Origin of the sequence: Marinobacter sp. Hex_13 (assembly GCF_001566815.1) — a bacterium.
In the GTDB taxonomy this organism is placed as follows: domain Bacteria; phylum Pseudomonadota; class Gammaproteobacteria; order Pseudomonadales; family Oleiphilaceae; genus Marinobacter; species Marinobacter salarius.
In genome coordinates this window covers 38537-53536 of sequence record NZ_LSMM01000037.1, presented here as the reverse complement: position 1 = coordinate 53536, position 15000 = coordinate 38537, and the positions used below count along the sequence as shown (strand labels likewise).

12 protein-coding genes and 1 tRNA gene are annotated in these 15000 nt (G+C 55.7%); 2 read left to right on the top strand and 11 right to left on the bottom strand.

Translation table 11 applies throughout. The features are described from left to right. Positions 1-30: 30 nt before the first annotated feature. Positions 31-104, bottom strand: a tRNA-Gly gene (locus AXW11_RS09795). 238 nt (positions 105-342) lie between these two features. Here AXW11_RS09795 and radC point away from each other — a divergent pair. Then, positions 343-798 (top strand): RadC family protein, encoded by a 456-nt coding sequence (gene radC, locus AXW11_RS09790; RefSeq protein WP_286792220.1) that lies wholly within the window; start codon positions 343-345, stop codon positions 796-798. A gap of 475 nt (positions 799-1273) precedes the next feature. On the opposite strand, the gene AXW11_RS09780 is transcribed toward radC, so the two are convergent. The 10 genes from AXW11_RS09780 to AXW11_RS20845 form a co-directional block, all read right to left on the bottom strand. Further along, positions 1274-1573 (bottom strand): hypothetical protein, encoded by a 300-nt coding sequence (locus tag AXW11_RS09780; RefSeq protein ID WP_286792218.1) that lies wholly within the window; start codon positions 1571-1573, stop codon positions 1274-1276. Further along, positions 1570-2685 (bottom strand): phage head spike fiber domain-containing protein, encoded by a 1116-nt coding sequence (locus AXW11_RS09775; protein ID WP_286792216.1) that lies wholly within the window; start codon positions 2683-2685, stop codon positions 1570-1572. The genes AXW11_RS09780 and AXW11_RS09775 overlap by 4 nt, the downstream gene beginning before the upstream one ends. 1 nt (position 2686) lies before the next feature. Next, complete coding sequence (locus AXW11_RS09770) at positions 2687-3310, bottom strand: hypothetical protein (RefSeq protein WP_286792215.1); 624 nt, start codon at positions 3308-3310, stop codon at positions 2687-2689. 60 nt (positions 3311-3370) lie between these two features. Continuing rightward, positions 3371-3655, bottom strand: a complete 285-nt coding sequence (locus tag AXW11_RS09765; RefSeq protein ID WP_286792214.1) for a hypothetical protein — start codon at positions 3653-3655, stop codon at positions 3371-3373. An 81-nt stretch (positions 3656-3736) separates the two neighbouring features. Next, entirely contained in the window at positions 3737-10357 is a 6621-nt protein-coding gene (locus AXW11_RS09760; protein WP_286792212.1) for a hypothetical protein, read from the bottom strand. Further along, positions 10344-10754 carry a hypothetical protein gene (locus AXW11_RS09755; RefSeq protein WP_286792211.1) on the bottom strand — a complete coding sequence of 137 codons (411 nt, stop codon included), beginning with the start codon at positions 10752-10754 and terminating at the stop codon, positions 10344-10346. Before AXW11_RS09755 ends, AXW11_RS09760 begins: the two co-directional genes overlap by 14 nt. A gap of 55 nt (positions 10755-10809) precedes the next feature. Next, positions 10810-11256, bottom strand: a complete 447-nt coding sequence (locus tag AXW11_RS09750; RefSeq protein WP_286792210.1) for a J517_1871 family lipoprotein — start codon at positions 11254-11256, stop codon at positions 10810-10812. Beyond that, complete coding sequence (locus AXW11_RS09745; protein WP_286792209.1) at positions 11237-11797, bottom strand: hypothetical protein; 561 nt, start codon at positions 11795-11797, stop codon at positions 11237-11239. The genes AXW11_RS09750 and AXW11_RS09745 overlap by 20 nt, the downstream gene beginning before the upstream one ends. A 38-nt stretch (positions 11798-11835) precedes the next feature. Then, positions 11836-14736 carry a phage tail tape measure protein gene (locus tag AXW11_RS09740; RefSeq protein ID WP_286792207.1) on the bottom strand — a complete coding sequence of 967 codons (2901 nt, stop codon included), beginning with the start codon at positions 14734-14736 and terminating at the stop codon, positions 11836-11838. Further along, entirely contained in the window at positions 14702-14884 is a 183-nt protein-coding gene (locus tag AXW11_RS20845) for a hypothetical protein (RefSeq protein ID WP_502690958.1), read from the bottom strand. Before AXW11_RS20845 ends, AXW11_RS09740 begins: the two co-directional genes overlap by 35 nt. Here AXW11_RS20845 and AXW11_RS09735 point away from each other — a divergent pair. Continuing rightward, the gene (locus tag AXW11_RS09735; protein WP_286792206.1) at positions 14798-14992 is read left to right on the top strand and encodes a hypothetical protein; all 195 of its coding nucleotides are present in this window, start codon (positions 14798-14800) and stop codon (positions 14990-14992) included. The two genes, AXW11_RS20845 and AXW11_RS09735, sit on opposite strands and share 87 nt — an antisense overlap. Positions 14993-15000 lie beyond the last annotated feature (8 nt).

The following is a 15000-nucleotide window of genomic DNA, read 5'->3' as shown; positions in this document are numbered from 1 at the left end:
AAACCGCCAAAAGGCGGTTTTTTTTATGTCTGGAGCGGGTGAAGAGAATCGAACTCTCGTATGCAGCTTGGGAAGCTGCCGTTCTACCATTGAACTACACCCGCAAAGGCGAAACGGCAATATAATCAAAAAGTTAAGCCATTTCCAGCATCTCACGCTTTTTTATTTTTTCTTTTATAACTTGTTGATTTTGCTACCGTCCTAAACCGTTTGTGAGATGGATTTTTCCACTCTCTACACCCTCAAAAAAATGCGTCTCCTTATTGCCAAATAGGGCATAATGCCCTATATTAACACTCGAAGGCCGGGCAAATCGCCAAGGTCAAAAACCGGAGTCATCCGATGAGCTTTACCCTTTCTCAGGCCGAACAGGCCATCATCGATCAAGCGATTTCCATTCTGGAATCCAAGATCAACACCGCTGAAAACATCAGCTCTCCTGCATCTGCTGCTCAGTACCTGCGCCTCAACTTCGCAATGCTCGAGCATGAAGTGTTCGCCGTGCTGTGGCTGAACAACAAGCACTCAGTCATCGATCTGGAGGTTATGTTTCGCGGTACCATTGATGCCGCTGCGGTCTACCCCCGCGAAGTCGTGAAGGCTGCTCTGGCGAAAAACGCCTCTGCTGCCATCCTCTGCCACAACCATCCGTCCGGCAGCGTCGAGCCCAGCGAGGCAGACAAAGCCATTACCCGTCGCCTGATTGAGGCTCTGACCTTGGTAGATGTTCGGGTAATTGACCACATGGTCGTGGGCACGGAGGGTTACACCTCATTCGCTGAACGCGGGCTGCTTTAAGCAGCCCACCCCTACCGGGAGAATTGAAATGGAAGAAAGAGCCACTTACGGAGCCAACCCGATCCGGCCCGCTACTCTGCGACCTTTCGCCGAAGGCTGGGAGCAGCCTACTGCTGATGAGATCCGGGCCATATTGACGAAAGCTGGCCTCAGCGGCAGCCAGGCAGCCAGCCTCCTGGGCATTGAGTCAGGGCGGACAGTTCGCCGTTGGACAGGCGGGCAAAGTCCTATTCCCTATACTGCTTGGGCAATTCTGTGCCAGGCAGCTGGCCAGGGCATTATCTGGGCACCGGCAGGCACGGAGATTGAGAGGAAAGTTTCCGGCAGATGACGCTCGGTTAATACATGGCTCTCGGCAACTGAGGAAATGGCTGACAGGCGCCAGGGTAGACGCATGAGATATTAACCCTGCCCGCCGCCGGCAAGAGATCTCCGTTTCAGCCAGCGACAGACGTGTCAGCGATTTGCGGCGGGCTCACGCCCAAACGCGAACGGGGTTATCAGGGGCCGGTATTTCAAACTGTGCCAAGGCCTCCGGCAGCTCGTCGCCCCTGTAGTTGGCGTGATAGCCCGGCACTGGCTGCATGATGGGGTACTGATGCCCTCCTTCGTCTTCAGCTATTTCGCCCGTTGGAGCATGAATAGCTCCTATAATATCCATGGCCCAGCCGACGCCAGCGATAGTCGGGCTCCCGTCAGAGTAAGTCAGCTCGGCCGTCACAAGCGCCTGAAGAAATTGAGCTTCACTTTCAGCCCTCAAATAAAAGTCGCTCATGATGTTAATCCCTCAAGTTCTTCTGCATCCATAGCATGCTTGAATACTTGCAGGCTGGAAATCCAGCCCGATTCGGTGGCGAATAAATCCAGAACATTGAAGGAAGAGAAGGAAAGACCGTTTGGCGCCAGACGAGTCGCACTCGTTCCGTTAATAGCGATAACCACCTGTGAGTCTGGCCTTACAGAAAAGCCCAGCTTATTATCCTCTCCTAGAGAAAGACCTGATGGGCCGCTTACAATTGTACTGCCATCATATGAAGATACATTCACCTCAACGCCGCCAGCCCGGTAGAAAATGCGTCGATTGCCGCCATCGGTAAGCAAAAAAGGTGAGCCCGCCGCGCCCTTCATTACTGGCTTGCATTTAATAAGCGCTGTGAATTCTGATTCTAGAAGCCAGTCTTGGGCACCTTCGGCCCTGGCAACATCTCTTGATCGAGTTGCTGCCCCTCCTGATGTTGGAATATAACTGGTGGGATAGAGTCCTTTTTCAAGCTGAATCACTTGAGCAGTGAAGCTTTTATTCGAGTTCCCTGCGTATTTTACCAGTCCATATCTGTTGCTGGGGCTTCCAGGCACCGATGCGATGGCAGTTAAGATCCATCCCCCATCTCCCAAAGGTTTAAGGTCTATAGTCGGGCCGGCTGTGCCTGTATTCATTAAGGGAACAAAGTCTCCTGATCCATCTCCAGATCCAGACGCGACAACCGGCTCCCCCCCGTCAGCCATTCTGATTACAGCGATCATAACCACAACATCACCTTGTACGAATGGTGTGTGATTCGACGAATCTCTGTAAGCGAATGAGACTACGGTGCCACCTTGGTTGTCGAAAAGAATGCCATTGGAAAGCCATGGAACTGGTCCGTTGGCATCGGAGACATTGTCTTTTGTTGCGTAATCAGATGCTTGCCCATCTGAAACGAATATTTCGTTTGTTCGCTGCTCCTCAATGAGGATCCCAAGGGGCGTCCCGGTTAGTGGGTCGTGATCAAGGCGCGGCTCATCAACAGCAGCTGTCTGCAACACTCCATTTGCATCCCAGTAGGTTGCAGCGCTGGCGCGGGAGAATGTAATTATGTCTTCAAACTTGCGGGTTGCTAAGGTCATTTTATGAGCCCTCTACAACGTAGGATTGGTTAATAAAATCAAGGCGGAGTGAGCCAAGATCACCGTGCAGGGACTGGATTAACGCCAGCACCCTTTCTTCATAACCCGCAAGGGCATCCACCGCTTCCTGTAGGGTTGTGCTGTTTGGGTATTCGCCCTGCTCTACGCCCGTTCCGGTTTGATTCTGGTACAGCTTCAAGGTGCCGCTATCGGACACCCAGAAGTATTCGGTGTCGCTTGTGCCAGCCTTCCCGGCGGCAATGCTTGGATAGATCGTTGCGCCGGTTCCGGCAACGCCGCCAAGCTGGCCCAGCAGCCCCTGCAACTTCCGCATTGCTCGGGTGAAGATCGCCGCCGTCTCAATGTCACCCTGAGCCATTTCTGGGATGCCATCGGAGGTGAAGTCACGCTGAACAGCATAGGCACCTGTCTTGCCAGTGCCGCCGTATGGCGCGGTCAGGGTCAGCTGGGTGTCACTGTCCACGCTGGCCACGTCATAGACCAGACCCACGCCCGCCATAACGAAACTGTCACCCGGCTGAACGTTCGAAAGCCACTGCGTCTCTGTTCCAGAGACAGCCTCGCTGCCGCTCACCACCGTGGCAGTGCCTGCTTTGTATTGCATGCTATGCCGCCCTGTATTGTTGACTTCTATGGAATGTTGAGTGGTCGCAGGACAGAAAACCTACGCGATCTCACCGCCGGTAAAGGGGTTCCCTTCGTTGTTCACAAGTGCCTGGCAGCACCATTTCCCGATTTCTTCCGCGTTCTTGCCGGCGGCAATTGCAGACACATTCACGGAAATTACAGCAAAGCCTTTACACCCTGCTTCATGAGAGTCTTTGTCCTTAAATCCCTGCATGGTGACCACGCTCTGCTCGCTCACCAACTTCTGTTGGACACTGTTTGGAATCCAGTAGCTGGCTTCCATGTTGGTTTGCTTGTCGATAACTGCTTTGATAATACCCATTACATTTCTCCTGATTACATTTGTCTTGGAACTGATAGACGATCTTTTCATTGGATTTGGTGGAGCATTCACCCAAGAGGGTTAAATTTCTACAAAGGCAAAATCAGTGACAAGAATCGCTGCATTGCCCTGGCGGTTAGTGCCAGCGCAATCCAGCTCAGCTCGCAGCTGTGGGTACTCTTCTATGCCTGTACCAGGGGAGTAGAGGCTGGGGGCGAGGAAATCCGAAGCCCTACCGGTGTAGTCAATAGTGAAGGTTTCATCAAACAGATCGTTATCGGTGACCGTAAGAGAATCGCCAGCAATATCGACATCCACAAGATAACGGGCCGGGATAGGGAAGCTGTCGAATGTTGCCGTGTAGCGGAACACCGCGACGTTGCTGTATACCGTGCGTGTTTCTACAGTGCCCAAGTAGTCAACAATAACGCTCACTTCGAGAGTAATTGTTCGCTTTCGCTTTCCGCCTGTGGGGGAATCAGGGCTGTCATACTCCCAAACAGTGGTCCGTTTAATGCTAACGATGCCATCAAAGAAATCGACCGTAGCGACACTGGAAAAAACATCACCAGGACTGTAGCTCCCATTTGAAATGGAATTCTGCCCGATGCCCGCCTTAGCCCTGAATCGATTGATCAGGGTCACATCTTTCCCAAGTTCCGCGATCTCTGGCAGGTGGTGATACATCTCCGCGTTGCCTGGCGAGTCGGATACCACCTCCAATTTAAAGCCTCTAGCGGTCCAATCCGCTACAGCAGAACCGGTTGCCGGTCGCTTGGCTGCCGGGATGTAGGACTGACAAAAAAAGGTGTGGATAAACAGTTTCTTGCCGTTAAAGGAGTCAAGGCCATTGAATACTGTATCAATACCAATCGATAGCTCAGCACCGTCTTTCTTAAAATACTGGTCGCCACCATCGCCAAAATAGAACCCCCCAGCGGAATCGATGTAAGAGGTCCAATTTAACCCGTCGAAGTAACCCATTTTTTCTGGGGTTACGTTAAGCCCCTCGAGCGGGGTTACCGAAATAGGAGTGCCACCAGAAGGTATAATCGCAAAAGTGTCGGCCTGCACGATCATTGAACTACCACCAGCACCGCTGGCCAGCTCGATGCCTGTTACCTTCCCGTTACCGTCCACCTGAAGCACGTATTTCGCCTCAATGCCGTCAATACTGGAGGCTTGCTGGCTGATGCTGGCAGTGTGGCCATCCACGGTGGTGGATAAGGTGGAAATATCGGTAGCCTGAGCGCTGATCGATCCTTCGGCACTGGTTACCCGCGTATCCAAGGAATCCACCGCGCTGGCATTTGCACTAATGCCTGTTTCCGCGTCGGTTAGGTCTGTATCCAGAGAAGTGATGGCCGTGCTGTTCGCACTGATTTCGCCCTCTGCACTGGTCACCCTGGTATCCAGCGAATCAATTGCCCCAGAGTTTGCGGTGACACCAGCTTCCGCATCAGTGAGGCCTGCTTCCAGTTGCGTGATGGCAGTTGCGTTGGCCGTGGTGGCATCTTCGGTATCGGTTACCCGAGTATCGAGTGTCTGGATTGCCGTGGCATTGGTGAGCGTGAGCTGGTCCTGTGTATCAACCCAGGACCCGCCCTCATAAACGTATGGTTTGTTACCTTCGCCCGTGTGAAACCATACCGACCCGTCCGGGATTCCGTAGACCAGAAACTCCTGGTTAATGAAATTCAGGCTGAGGGTTGGCGCCTGAGGGTCATTATTCTCAAGATCCGCAGTGGTTGGCTCTGATGCCTGGCGAAATATCAGTGTGTCAGCCCGAGCCACACTGCTGTATAGAGCAGTAATATCCGAGGCCTGCGCAGCTAGACCGTCCTCGTTGTCATCAACTCGGGTGGAGAGGCCGTCAATCGCCGTCGCATTAGTCGCTGTCTCGCCCTGCAGGTCAGTAACATCGGACTCAAGCTGAGTGACCTGCCCTGCCTGTGCAGAAATATCCCCTTCGTTATCCGTAACACGGGTGTCCAAACCATCGATGGCCGATGTGTTAGTGCTGATCTCGCCCTGGGCACTGCTGACATCGGTTTCCAGATCGGTAATCTGGCTCGTGTGTGTGCTGACTATACCTTCAGCACTGGTAACCCGCGTATCCAGAGTATCGATAGCAGAGCTATTTGCAGAAATATCCCCCTCTGCATCTGTTAGCCCCGTCTCAAGGTTGGTGATGGCGCTGGAAGCGGTTGTGATTTCACCTTCATTGGTGGTTACGCGGGTATCAAGAGCATCGATAGCCGAACTATTCCCAGAGACATCCGTTTGGGTATTGGAAAGGTCGGCCTCTACCTGAGTGATCGCCGTCGCGTTGGCCGAAACTTCTCCTTCTGCATCCGTTACTCGCGTATCCAGGGAATCGATTGCCGAAGCATTTGCGCCAATATCCGCCTCGGCATCACTCAGGCCGGTTTGGAGCGCTGTGACGTCTGAGGCAACAGCGGTAATTCCGCCTTCATTGGCGGTAACCCGAGTGTCCAAACCATCAATGGCTGAACTGTTGGCGGTAACACCGTTTTCCGCGTCGGTAACGTCAGTCTGTAACTGGGTAATCGCGCTGGCGTTGGCGCTGATGTCCCCTTCATTATCCGTAGCACGGCTATCGAGGCCAGTGATCGCGGAGCTGTTGGACGAAATGCCGGTTTCTGCATCCGTTACCCGAGTATCCAAGGCCCCGATTGCCGTGATGTTGCCAGCAATATCTTGCGCATTCTGCGCGAGGTCGGAAGCGTGGTCCGCCAGCTCGGTCGAATGTTGAGCCAAATCCGCAGAGTGCTGGTCCAGCTCATCGGCTTGAGCGGCCACCTGCGTGGTCAACAGGGAAACATCCGCCTCAATCTGGTCAATGTCGGTTTCCAGATCTGGCAGATCCCCGACGGTCAGTTGCTGTGTGAGTACGGCATACTCAGCGGACATATCCCCCTGTCCGAATGCGTCATAGGTCGCAAACCTCAGGTAATATTCCGTGTTGTCCACCAGGCCAGAAATGACAACAGGCCCGCCATAGGCTTGCGCCACTTGATTCGCAGGCCCCGGCGTAAAGCCTGAGGTCTGGCTCAGCCATACCCGTGTTTCTTTGTAATCCAGATCATCAGGCGCGTCATAATCGATCTGCAAAGAACGGAACCCGGCCGACACAATGACTGCATCGGGCAATTCTGGCGCCACGTTCTCCACGGGCAATTTCGCGGCCTGTGCGCTGAGTTGGTTCTGGCGGCCCCGGCAGTACACGCGGCACTCAAACGCACGCCACGCGCCCGCCTGGCCCTGCTCTCGGGCATAGTCTTCGGCGTTCTTCTCGTAGGTGTAGACGAAAGCGGGATCAACCACCCACTCCGTGCGCACCAGAGAGCCATCCGCCCAGACTTCCACCTGGTAGTCCTTGAAGTACAGATCCAGTGAGCCACGAGAGGCACCAAGCTGACCCTCGCTGCCCATTTCCAGCCATTCCGTTACGCTGGTCTTGCGCCACACGAACTTGGCGTCACGGCCACCAAAAACGGCATCATTGCCCTGCTCGAACAACTCAAGCCCGTGGACGTTGGGCACCTCCACCACATCATCCACGTCCTCATCGCCCGGCTCCGCATTCAGCACCTTGGTTGTGGTGATCTCTTGGATCGGGGCATCAGGCACAACATTGCCCGCAAGCGAAACGCCACGGGCGCGGATTTCGTAGGTTTTCCCGTCGCTGGGCACGACAAAGCCCACTTCAGGAGAAGCCGGACCGACTTCAAACCAGCCCGTGTCACCCTTCTCGCGGTATTCCACCACGGCGTACTTGTAGCTGCTCACGCCCGGCGGCTCTATCGCCACCTCAATCGTGGACAGATTGGCATTGGCGCTGCGTGGGGTGTTGGTCAGTTCGGCAATAGTGACCGATGCAGGGTTTTCGGTTTCTTCAGGAATGTCCGGGGTGACCGCGATGGTGCCAGTAAGCTGATGGACCACATAGGCAGACTGCCACACGTTAAGCGGGGTGGGCTGCGGGCTATAAAGCGGGGAAACAATTTCGTTGCTGTACCCTTCATAAAATGAATAAACGCCCGGGAGTGTAGCCCCCATAAAGCCCAAGCCATTGCCTCCACGGGTACCCTGATAACCTGGAACCTCTGCTTCACCATAAAATGCGTGGAAGTTTGATTCCGTCAGGTCGCCGGGAATGGCCGTTTCGCCATCCATGACAAAGTAGAGGGCACCGGGTCCGCCCGGGGCGCCAGTGCCAGGATAGGCGCGCGACCAGCTGTTGGCCTGATAGTAATTCGGCGGGGTTTCCGCATCGCCACCTGATAGATCAATCAGGCCGTTTTCACCAATAGCAAAGCCTCGGCAAATTATAGCGAGGCCGGCACCGGAGTTTCCGCCATCAGAACCGGGGCCAAGGTAAAGCATTCCCTCACCAGGATGAAGCTGCGGTGACCGGATTTTGGAAAGAGCGCCGCCACCGTGCCCGCTGCCGCCCCACAGATAGCCAGGTAACCCCTTCAGCTGACCGTCTGACACCTCCAGTGCCGTCCGCGCAGCACTGACCACCAAGCCTCCAACTGGCTCCAAATCAACAAACGAGCCCGGCAAATCGAAGTCAATAATTTGGATATAAGGGTTCGGGGTGTAGGAGCGGTAATACCAGCGGTAATTCTCAAAATTGCTCGCCTGGGTAATTAACCCGTCAGCTTGCGGCAATGATTCTGCTCGGAGATACCCGGGCAGGCCCTTGTTGTCTGTATCCCACTTAAAGTATTGAGCCTGATAAAACGGGTCTGTAGTGATCTCATCAACACCAGCCCCACCCGGCTGGCCCTGGCCACGACCGTCCAGCGTGCCGTTGTTTTGGAAGTAACCAGCCACACGAAGCTGCACGTTTTTGGTGAGGGTGACGGTAACGCCCCCATCAATGGTCAGATCCTCCGGGCACCAGTAAATGGCCGTGTCGTCGGAAATCGAAGCATGGCCATCCAGGGTAATGTCAGCCGTGATGTGGCGTTCGCCGGCACTCTCCACCACGGCACCAGGGAAGTTGGCCGCGCTGATTTCTGTGCCTTCGCTCTGATACCAGCTCAGCGGCAACGCTGACCCAAACTGGTCCACCGGTAATTCGCTGGCCCGCTGGCTGGAGCCAAACAGGTCAACCGTTACCTTGCCGGTCTGCCAGTCCACTTTGACTTGCTGAACCTCGAAGTTACGGTTCAGGGTCACGTCCACCTGATCGGTGCTGTAGTCCTTAATGCCGCCCAGATTCACGCGGACAATATCGCCCACTTCCAGCACGTTGTTTTCGGGGGAAAGGTCTAGCGACAGGCGAAGCGGTGGCCCTGCGTATCGATCCCGCAAGCTGTCCAGAATGTTCTTGATGGTCGTGTAGGTGTGGCGCTCGGCACTCAGGGCACGGAATTCAATCTCAAGGGTTTCCGATTGACCGTTACGCTCGATAGAGCCCGAATCCAGCAGCCGGTTTACGCGGGTGTAAGCCTCTTTGCGTTGGTTCCAGTTCCAGTAGACCAGAATGTCGTTGATCATCCCGCCCATGTCATGGGTCAGGGTTGCCGGGGACAGAACATGATCCTCGTTCAGCTCGCGAACGTAGCCGCTCTGCGAAGGGATCAGCGTCATCCGGCGCAGACCAATCTGGCCATCCGAGTAGATAGGCGCGTAACAGCCCATCATGCGGAAAATCTGCTCTTCGATGAACTTTTTACCGCTCTCCTTCTCTACCCCAGATACCAAGGCAGAAAGCCCGTCATCGAAGCTATCCAGATCCCACAGGTCCGCCCCAATGTTCAGGTACTCGGACGTGCGGATAAACTCAGCACCAACGCCCATGTGCCAGTGATCTGGCAGGTATTCGCCGGGATAGCCGTAAATTGAGCCAGTCAGCAGCGCATAGGCCAGCATCGGCGCTGGCATGTCCAAGTAGACGTATTCTGTGACCTTGGGCGCGTTGTCGCGCTTTTCGTCTGGATCTACCTCAATAGTCAGCGGCGTGGTGCCCAGAACGCCACGGGTCACCTGCTTCAGCGTGTTGGTGCTTTCGTCCACTTCCTCCGCCATGGCGATTTCAAAGGCGTCATTTTCACCCTCCAGTCGCACCAGGCAGATGCTTTTACCGCTGGCCAGCGTCCGCCCGGACGGGCTCACAGGCTGCTTGACCAGCTGCAGGCCATTGACGGAATACAGCTCAATTTCAGTGGCGCCAGCCTCCAGGGTCTTGCTGAGCGTGGTTTCCTTCAGGACGAAGATGTCATCACGCATCTGCCGCTGGATGTCAGCGCACTTGAAGGTGTATTCCAGCTCCTTGTAAGAGGCACCCTGGATCAGTTGCGTCTGCACCAGGGCGAAAGACGACCACGGGATGCCCAAGAAACCCGCGTAATAACGCACACGCTTTCCACGCAAGCCTTTGTCGTCGTTCAGCTTGGCCTGCTGCAGCTCGGTCAGACCCTCATCCGCAATGCGAACGGTCATCGAGCCGATTTTGCTGTTGGCCTTGTCCGGGTCCAGCTTCTGGCTGGTGCTGTCCACGCGGGTCAGCACGCCATCGGTCACATTGGCGCCGGCAAGCCCATCCACCTCATGGCTGGTGAAGTAGTGATAATCCCCGTCGCCAAAGTCGAACTCGATAACAAAACGCGGCTCACGCACATCACCATTATTCAGCGTGCCAAAGGCGCTGTTATGCGTTCTCATCGAATACCTTCACTTGCCATGAGTAGGAGTAGAAACCGGCGGAGTTAACCAGGCGCTTGCTGGGGTTGCCGCGCAATCTGTAGCTGACCGGGGCCACTGGGCTGCCTGGATCGCCCATTAGGTCCATGGTGAAGGGCTCACCAGCTGCAACGGACATAACGAACTCACGCAGCTGGGCAAGCAGCGTCACATCATTAATGGCCACCGTGCTGAAGCTGTCCCGCTCCTCGATGCGGTAGAAGGTGGTGAAGTCCTTGCCAGACAGCGTGGTGAGCGTGTTTTCCTCACGATTGAAGCTTGGAGAAACCCCCTCAATGCCCACTTCCAGCTCATAGGGCTGGCCGGCAGTATGCCCAGCAACAAGGCCGCGCTTTGCCGTGTAGATGATTACTGCCATGTTTTCTCCAGGCATAAAAAAACCCGCCGTAGCGGGTTTCTTGGGGTTGAGTCTGTTACTGGGCGTCTAATTCCGTGAAAAACTTGGCGCAATACGGGGTTGCTAGGGTGAGACTTGAATCCTCTCGGAGTTGAGATAGCAAGTTATCATCCCCCGACAAAACCAACTCTGGCTCTCCTGATGCACCCTGCCTTAACTCTGCATAGCCGCCATCAGAAAAATAAAAAACGCCATCCTTATGCTTGGCCTTGCCTGTAGCCTCTTTATGGCCCGAAGAGTGGCAGATCACCGCTGTGCCGCCGGCATCCACCTGCATGGTCATCACGAATGGTCCCATCCCGCCCGTCCAGGTTCCCACAGCGTAGGCGGGAACCTGTTTTGCCTGAGCGTGAATGTATTTACTTGCGTCCGGCATTTCCCAAGATAATTTGCATGCGGTAAGTGCTGGCGCAATCAGGAAAACCAGCATTCCGAGCGGGACACTATTGGTAAACCGAATCATCGGTAATCTTCAACTTATCGTTATAGAATTTTACGAGCAGCTGACGAAGCTGAATCGCTCCGTCCCGGTCATAGTATTGTGGCCTCGCCTTATCTCCACATCCCATTGACATGCAAGGAGTTATCACCAAAAGCTGTTTATCAGGTGAACCGCTGAAAATTGAAAAATTATTGCGCATTCCTGGCTGGCCCCACTCTGATCCTATTTTTTTATCCAGCATGTCGCCGCGCTGCTTTGCCAAATCCGACCATTCAAGGTACTTATCAATCAATTTTGTGTACGCAGCGATTTTATCCTTGGAAAACATTACCTTTTGGAAATAGCTATCACTAGGCCTGTACGAATCCATCCAAACAGTTAAGACATCTTCGCCGCCGACCACGCCTTGTACCGCAATCTGCGTATGCCTCTCGGAATACTGATTGCTGATGCTGTTGTAATCCATTGCCGGCAATTTTTCATTTACCGATATGGCCCCGGGCTTCAACCCACCGCACGCAGCAAGCAACAAGGCCAGAATGGCTGAAATTATAATCCGCATGATTCCCTCCGTTATTTCGGAATCATACTAACCGGTGCTCAGTTTCCGGCCAACTCCCTCCCTTGGCGGCTGGATCTGTTGATCAGAACGTAATCAAGATCGTTAATCCTCTCCCCCAACTTCCCAACCAGAGCATCTGTAAGGCTATCCTCATCCAGACCAGTTACCGGGCCTTGAAAGTTGATGGTCACCCCGCTTCCTCCTCCGCTGCCATCCAGCTGCACCGGAGCCGGAGCAGCGGGAACGGTCTGCACACCACCGGAGATACCCCCGCCACCACCGCCACCCGCCGAACCGCCACTGCCGAACTGGGCTGACTTGATAGCCTGGAGGCGCGCGCCACCGGCAATGATGGCTGCGGCAGCTGCGGCCGCGCCCAAGGCCGGGCCAACATATGGAATGCCAACCATAGAGTCGTATGCTTTTTGCGCAGAAGCCGGGATGCTAACGAGGGTCTGAGCAATTGCTGCTGCTTTCCCGATTTCAAACATCTTCCGGTTCTCACTGGACATCATCCCAGTGATTTCCGACAGACCCGACGCCGCCAGGCTTGCCTGTGCAATCCATCGGGCCCTGTCCATGCCCTCCATGGCATCATTGAATCGGCTATTTTCCTGCTCTATAGCAGCATTCCAGCGAGCCTGATTCTCAAAGTCAGCCTCTCGAGCATTCTCTAGAATCTGGAGCCGGCTTTCATGATGAAGACGGAGCAGATCCTCTTCAGTCATGTACTGCTCAATGAGCTGTTCACCGCGATCAAGCCTTTCCGAGCGCTCTCTTTCTATCTCGGCGATGATTTCAGCGGCTGCACGCCGGGATTCAAGATTGGCCTCGATGGCTTCCTTTTCAGCACCATAGGCATCGATAGTCGCGTATGCCGCCATAGCCGCTGCAAGTTGACTCTGGTTGGCCCCGTCAATCTTCAGCTTGTATAGATCCGCCTGGGTGGCGGTCATGCCCAGGGTCTGGGCTTCAAGGTTCAGGGCGTCGATGCGCTTCTGGATGGCGTCGGTGCCGCCGGAATCGCTTCCCAGATCATTCCCGCCACTCATTTCATCCAAGATTTCGGATGCGTACCTGGCGGACTTGGCTGCATCCGTGAATGTACTGGCTGCGGTGCCGCCAAGGCTGCTCAAGACTCGCTCGAAGCTCAGCGCCTTCGTTTCGGCTTTGTCCATTTCGACCACGAAACGGCGCAATCCGTCCGCCACTTCCGGGCTTAATCCATTAGCCTCTGCGAACTCGTTCACCAGCGGCAGAAGGCTCTCGCCCTCTTCGCGGGCTGCCATCATTTCGGCGGAGAATTCTCGAAGTGACGCTATATTTTCACGGTTCCCTTCACGGTCGAACAGCTCAAAATCCAGCGAATCCTGAGCGGCGACTTGCAGGTCATAAAATGCCGCCTCCACCGCCTGCGCCGCAACGCGCTGCTGTTCCGCCCACTCAATGCGCAGCCCTTCGCGCTGGACCTCGTTCAGCTCCCTGTACTTGGTGACCATCATGGCGAGGGACGGAGCCGTCTGGTCCAGCTCCCGGCGGAATTGCGCAACCGCCTTGGAGGCGTCGTCCGTGCCACTACCGAATACCCCGATGGCTGCCGAAGCTGCTGCGAGGCCGCTGACGATAAGGCCGACAGGATTGGCACGGGTGGCTGCGTTGAATGCAACCATGGCGACTGTGGCGCCTTTCACTGCGAGGGTGTAGCCCGCATACCCGCCTGCTGCTGCCGCAATGACTTGGACTGCCCCGGCCAGATTCTCCAGGTTGGCGGCCTGCTCGGCGCTGAGGTCGTTGGCCTCGGCAAACTGGGGAAGCATGCCGTTGTAAACGCTGATTACCCCTGTGGCGGTGTCGATAAGCGACTCAAGTGCGCCGCCCACGCCGCCGTCTCCAAGCTGCAGGACTGCCTCAGCAGACGCGCTGCCAAACGCCTTCATCGAGCCGGCCAGGCCGCCGCCCAAGATAGAGGCCATTTTACTGGCCGCGCCTTCAGCACCGGACAGCGTGGTGGTCAGCTCAGATACCCGCTCACTGGAGCCAAGCAGCACTTGAGCCGCCGCGCCGGCCTCAGAGCCAAAAATCTTGAAGGCGTCGGCTGTGGAGATATTCGCCTCAGCCAGACGATCAATGACCGGCTGCAATCCCTGCGTGGTAATGTCCACTTGCTCAAGGCTAACGCCGTATGACTCAAGCGCCGCAGCTGCCTGGGGCGTTAAGTTGGAAAGCTGGCGGATGAACCCCACGAAACCGGTGCCGGCGCGGGATGCCTGAATGCCCGAGTCGGACAAGGCGCCGATGGCTGCCGCCGTTTGCTCAATCGAAACGCCTGCGGTCGTGGCAATTGGCGCTGCAAAGGACAGAGCCTGCCCGAGCTGCATTACGTCCGTGTTCGCACTTGCGGCAGTGGCCGCCAGTACGTCATTAACCCGCCCCAGCTCTGTCGCCTCAAGCCGGAAGCCTGACAGCGCGTTGGAAGCAAGGTCGGCAGCGGAGCCCAAGTCCATGCCAGCCGCCGCCGCAAGCTCCAGGATGCCCGGCGTGGCAGACATGACCTCGTTAACCTCGAAGCCCGCCTGTGCCAGAAACTTCTGAGCCTCGGCAGACTGCTGAGCAGAGAAAACGCTCGTTGCGCCAAGCGTTCGGGCCTGATCCTCCAGTGCCGCCATCTGCTCGGCAGTGGCGCCAGATACGGATTGAACGCCGCGCATGGCTTGGTCGAATGAGGCTAGGTCTCCGACGATCTTGCGCAGTGCAGCAGAGCCTGCCACGGCAGCAATTGCAGCGCCCATGGCCCTGAATCCGCCGGACATCTGGTCAGTTGCACGGGTCGTTTTCCCCTCTGTGCGCTCAGCCTGACGGCCAATCTTATCCAGAGAGCTCGCGCCCCGATCAACATCAGTACTATCAACCGCCAGTACCAGTCTTGCCGTTTCGGTCATGCCAGGCCTTCGCTCTGATTTGATCCAGACGACGCAGCACGTCCACTTCCCAGGGGATGAGGTGGATCTGCTTCAGTGCTGCCCAGTGGTGGATCTCGGTGAAAGTGCAATCGCCCAGCTGACAGAACCACCCCCAGAGGTACTCCATACCTTCCGGGGGGGACTCAATCTTCAGGCTCTTGGGTTTCTTGCCGGTTTGCTTCCAGACCTGCTCCAGTCGTTCTCGCTGACTGGTGCCGGTCTTGGCGTCGGGTAAGTCGAGGG

What these genes read in the sequence shown, in the direction of transcription:
- radC (WP_286792220.1), top strand. Translation starts at nt 343, where the DNA reads ATGAGCTTTACCCTTTCTCAGGCCGAACAGGCCATCATCGATCAAGCG.
- AXW11_RS09780 (WP_286792218.1), bottom strand. Translation starts at nt 1,573, where the DNA reads ATGAGCGACTTTTATTTGAGGGCTGAAAGTGAAGCTCAATTTCTTCAG.
- AXW11_RS09775 (WP_286792216.1), bottom strand. Translation starts at nt 2,685, where the DNA reads ATGACCTTAGCAACCCGCAAGTTTGAAGACATAATTACATTCTCCCGC.
- AXW11_RS09770 (WP_286792215.1), bottom strand. Translation starts at nt 3,310, where the DNA reads ATGCAATACAAAGCAGGCACTGCCACGGTGGTGAGCGGCAGCGAGGCT.
- AXW11_RS09765 (WP_286792214.1), bottom strand. Translation starts at nt 3,655, where the DNA reads ATGGGTATTATCAAAGCAGTTATCGACAAGCAAACCAACATGGAAGCC.
- AXW11_RS09760 (WP_286792212.1), bottom strand. Translation starts at nt 10,357, where the DNA reads ATGAGAACGCATAACAGCGCCTTTGGCACGCTGAATAATGGTGATGTG.
- AXW11_RS09755 (WP_286792211.1), bottom strand. Translation starts at nt 10,754, where the DNA reads ATGGCAGTAATCATCTACACGGCAAAGCGCGGCCTTGTTGCTGGGCAT.
- AXW11_RS09750 (WP_286792210.1), bottom strand. Translation starts at nt 11,256, where the DNA reads ATGATTCGGTTTACCAATAGTGTCCCGCTCGGAATGCTGGTTTTCCTG.
- AXW11_RS09745 (WP_286792209.1), bottom strand. Translation starts at nt 11,797, where the DNA reads ATGCGGATTATAATTTCAGCCATTCTGGCCTTGTTGCTTGCTGCGTGC.
- AXW11_RS09740 (WP_286792207.1), bottom strand. Translation starts at nt 14,736, where the DNA reads ATGACCGAAACGGCAAGACTGGTACTGGCGGTTGATAGTACTGATGTT.
- AXW11_RS20845 (WP_502690958.1), bottom strand. Translation starts at nt 14,884, where the DNA reads ATGGAGTACCTCTGGGGGTGGTTCTGTCAGCTGGGCGATTGCACTTTC.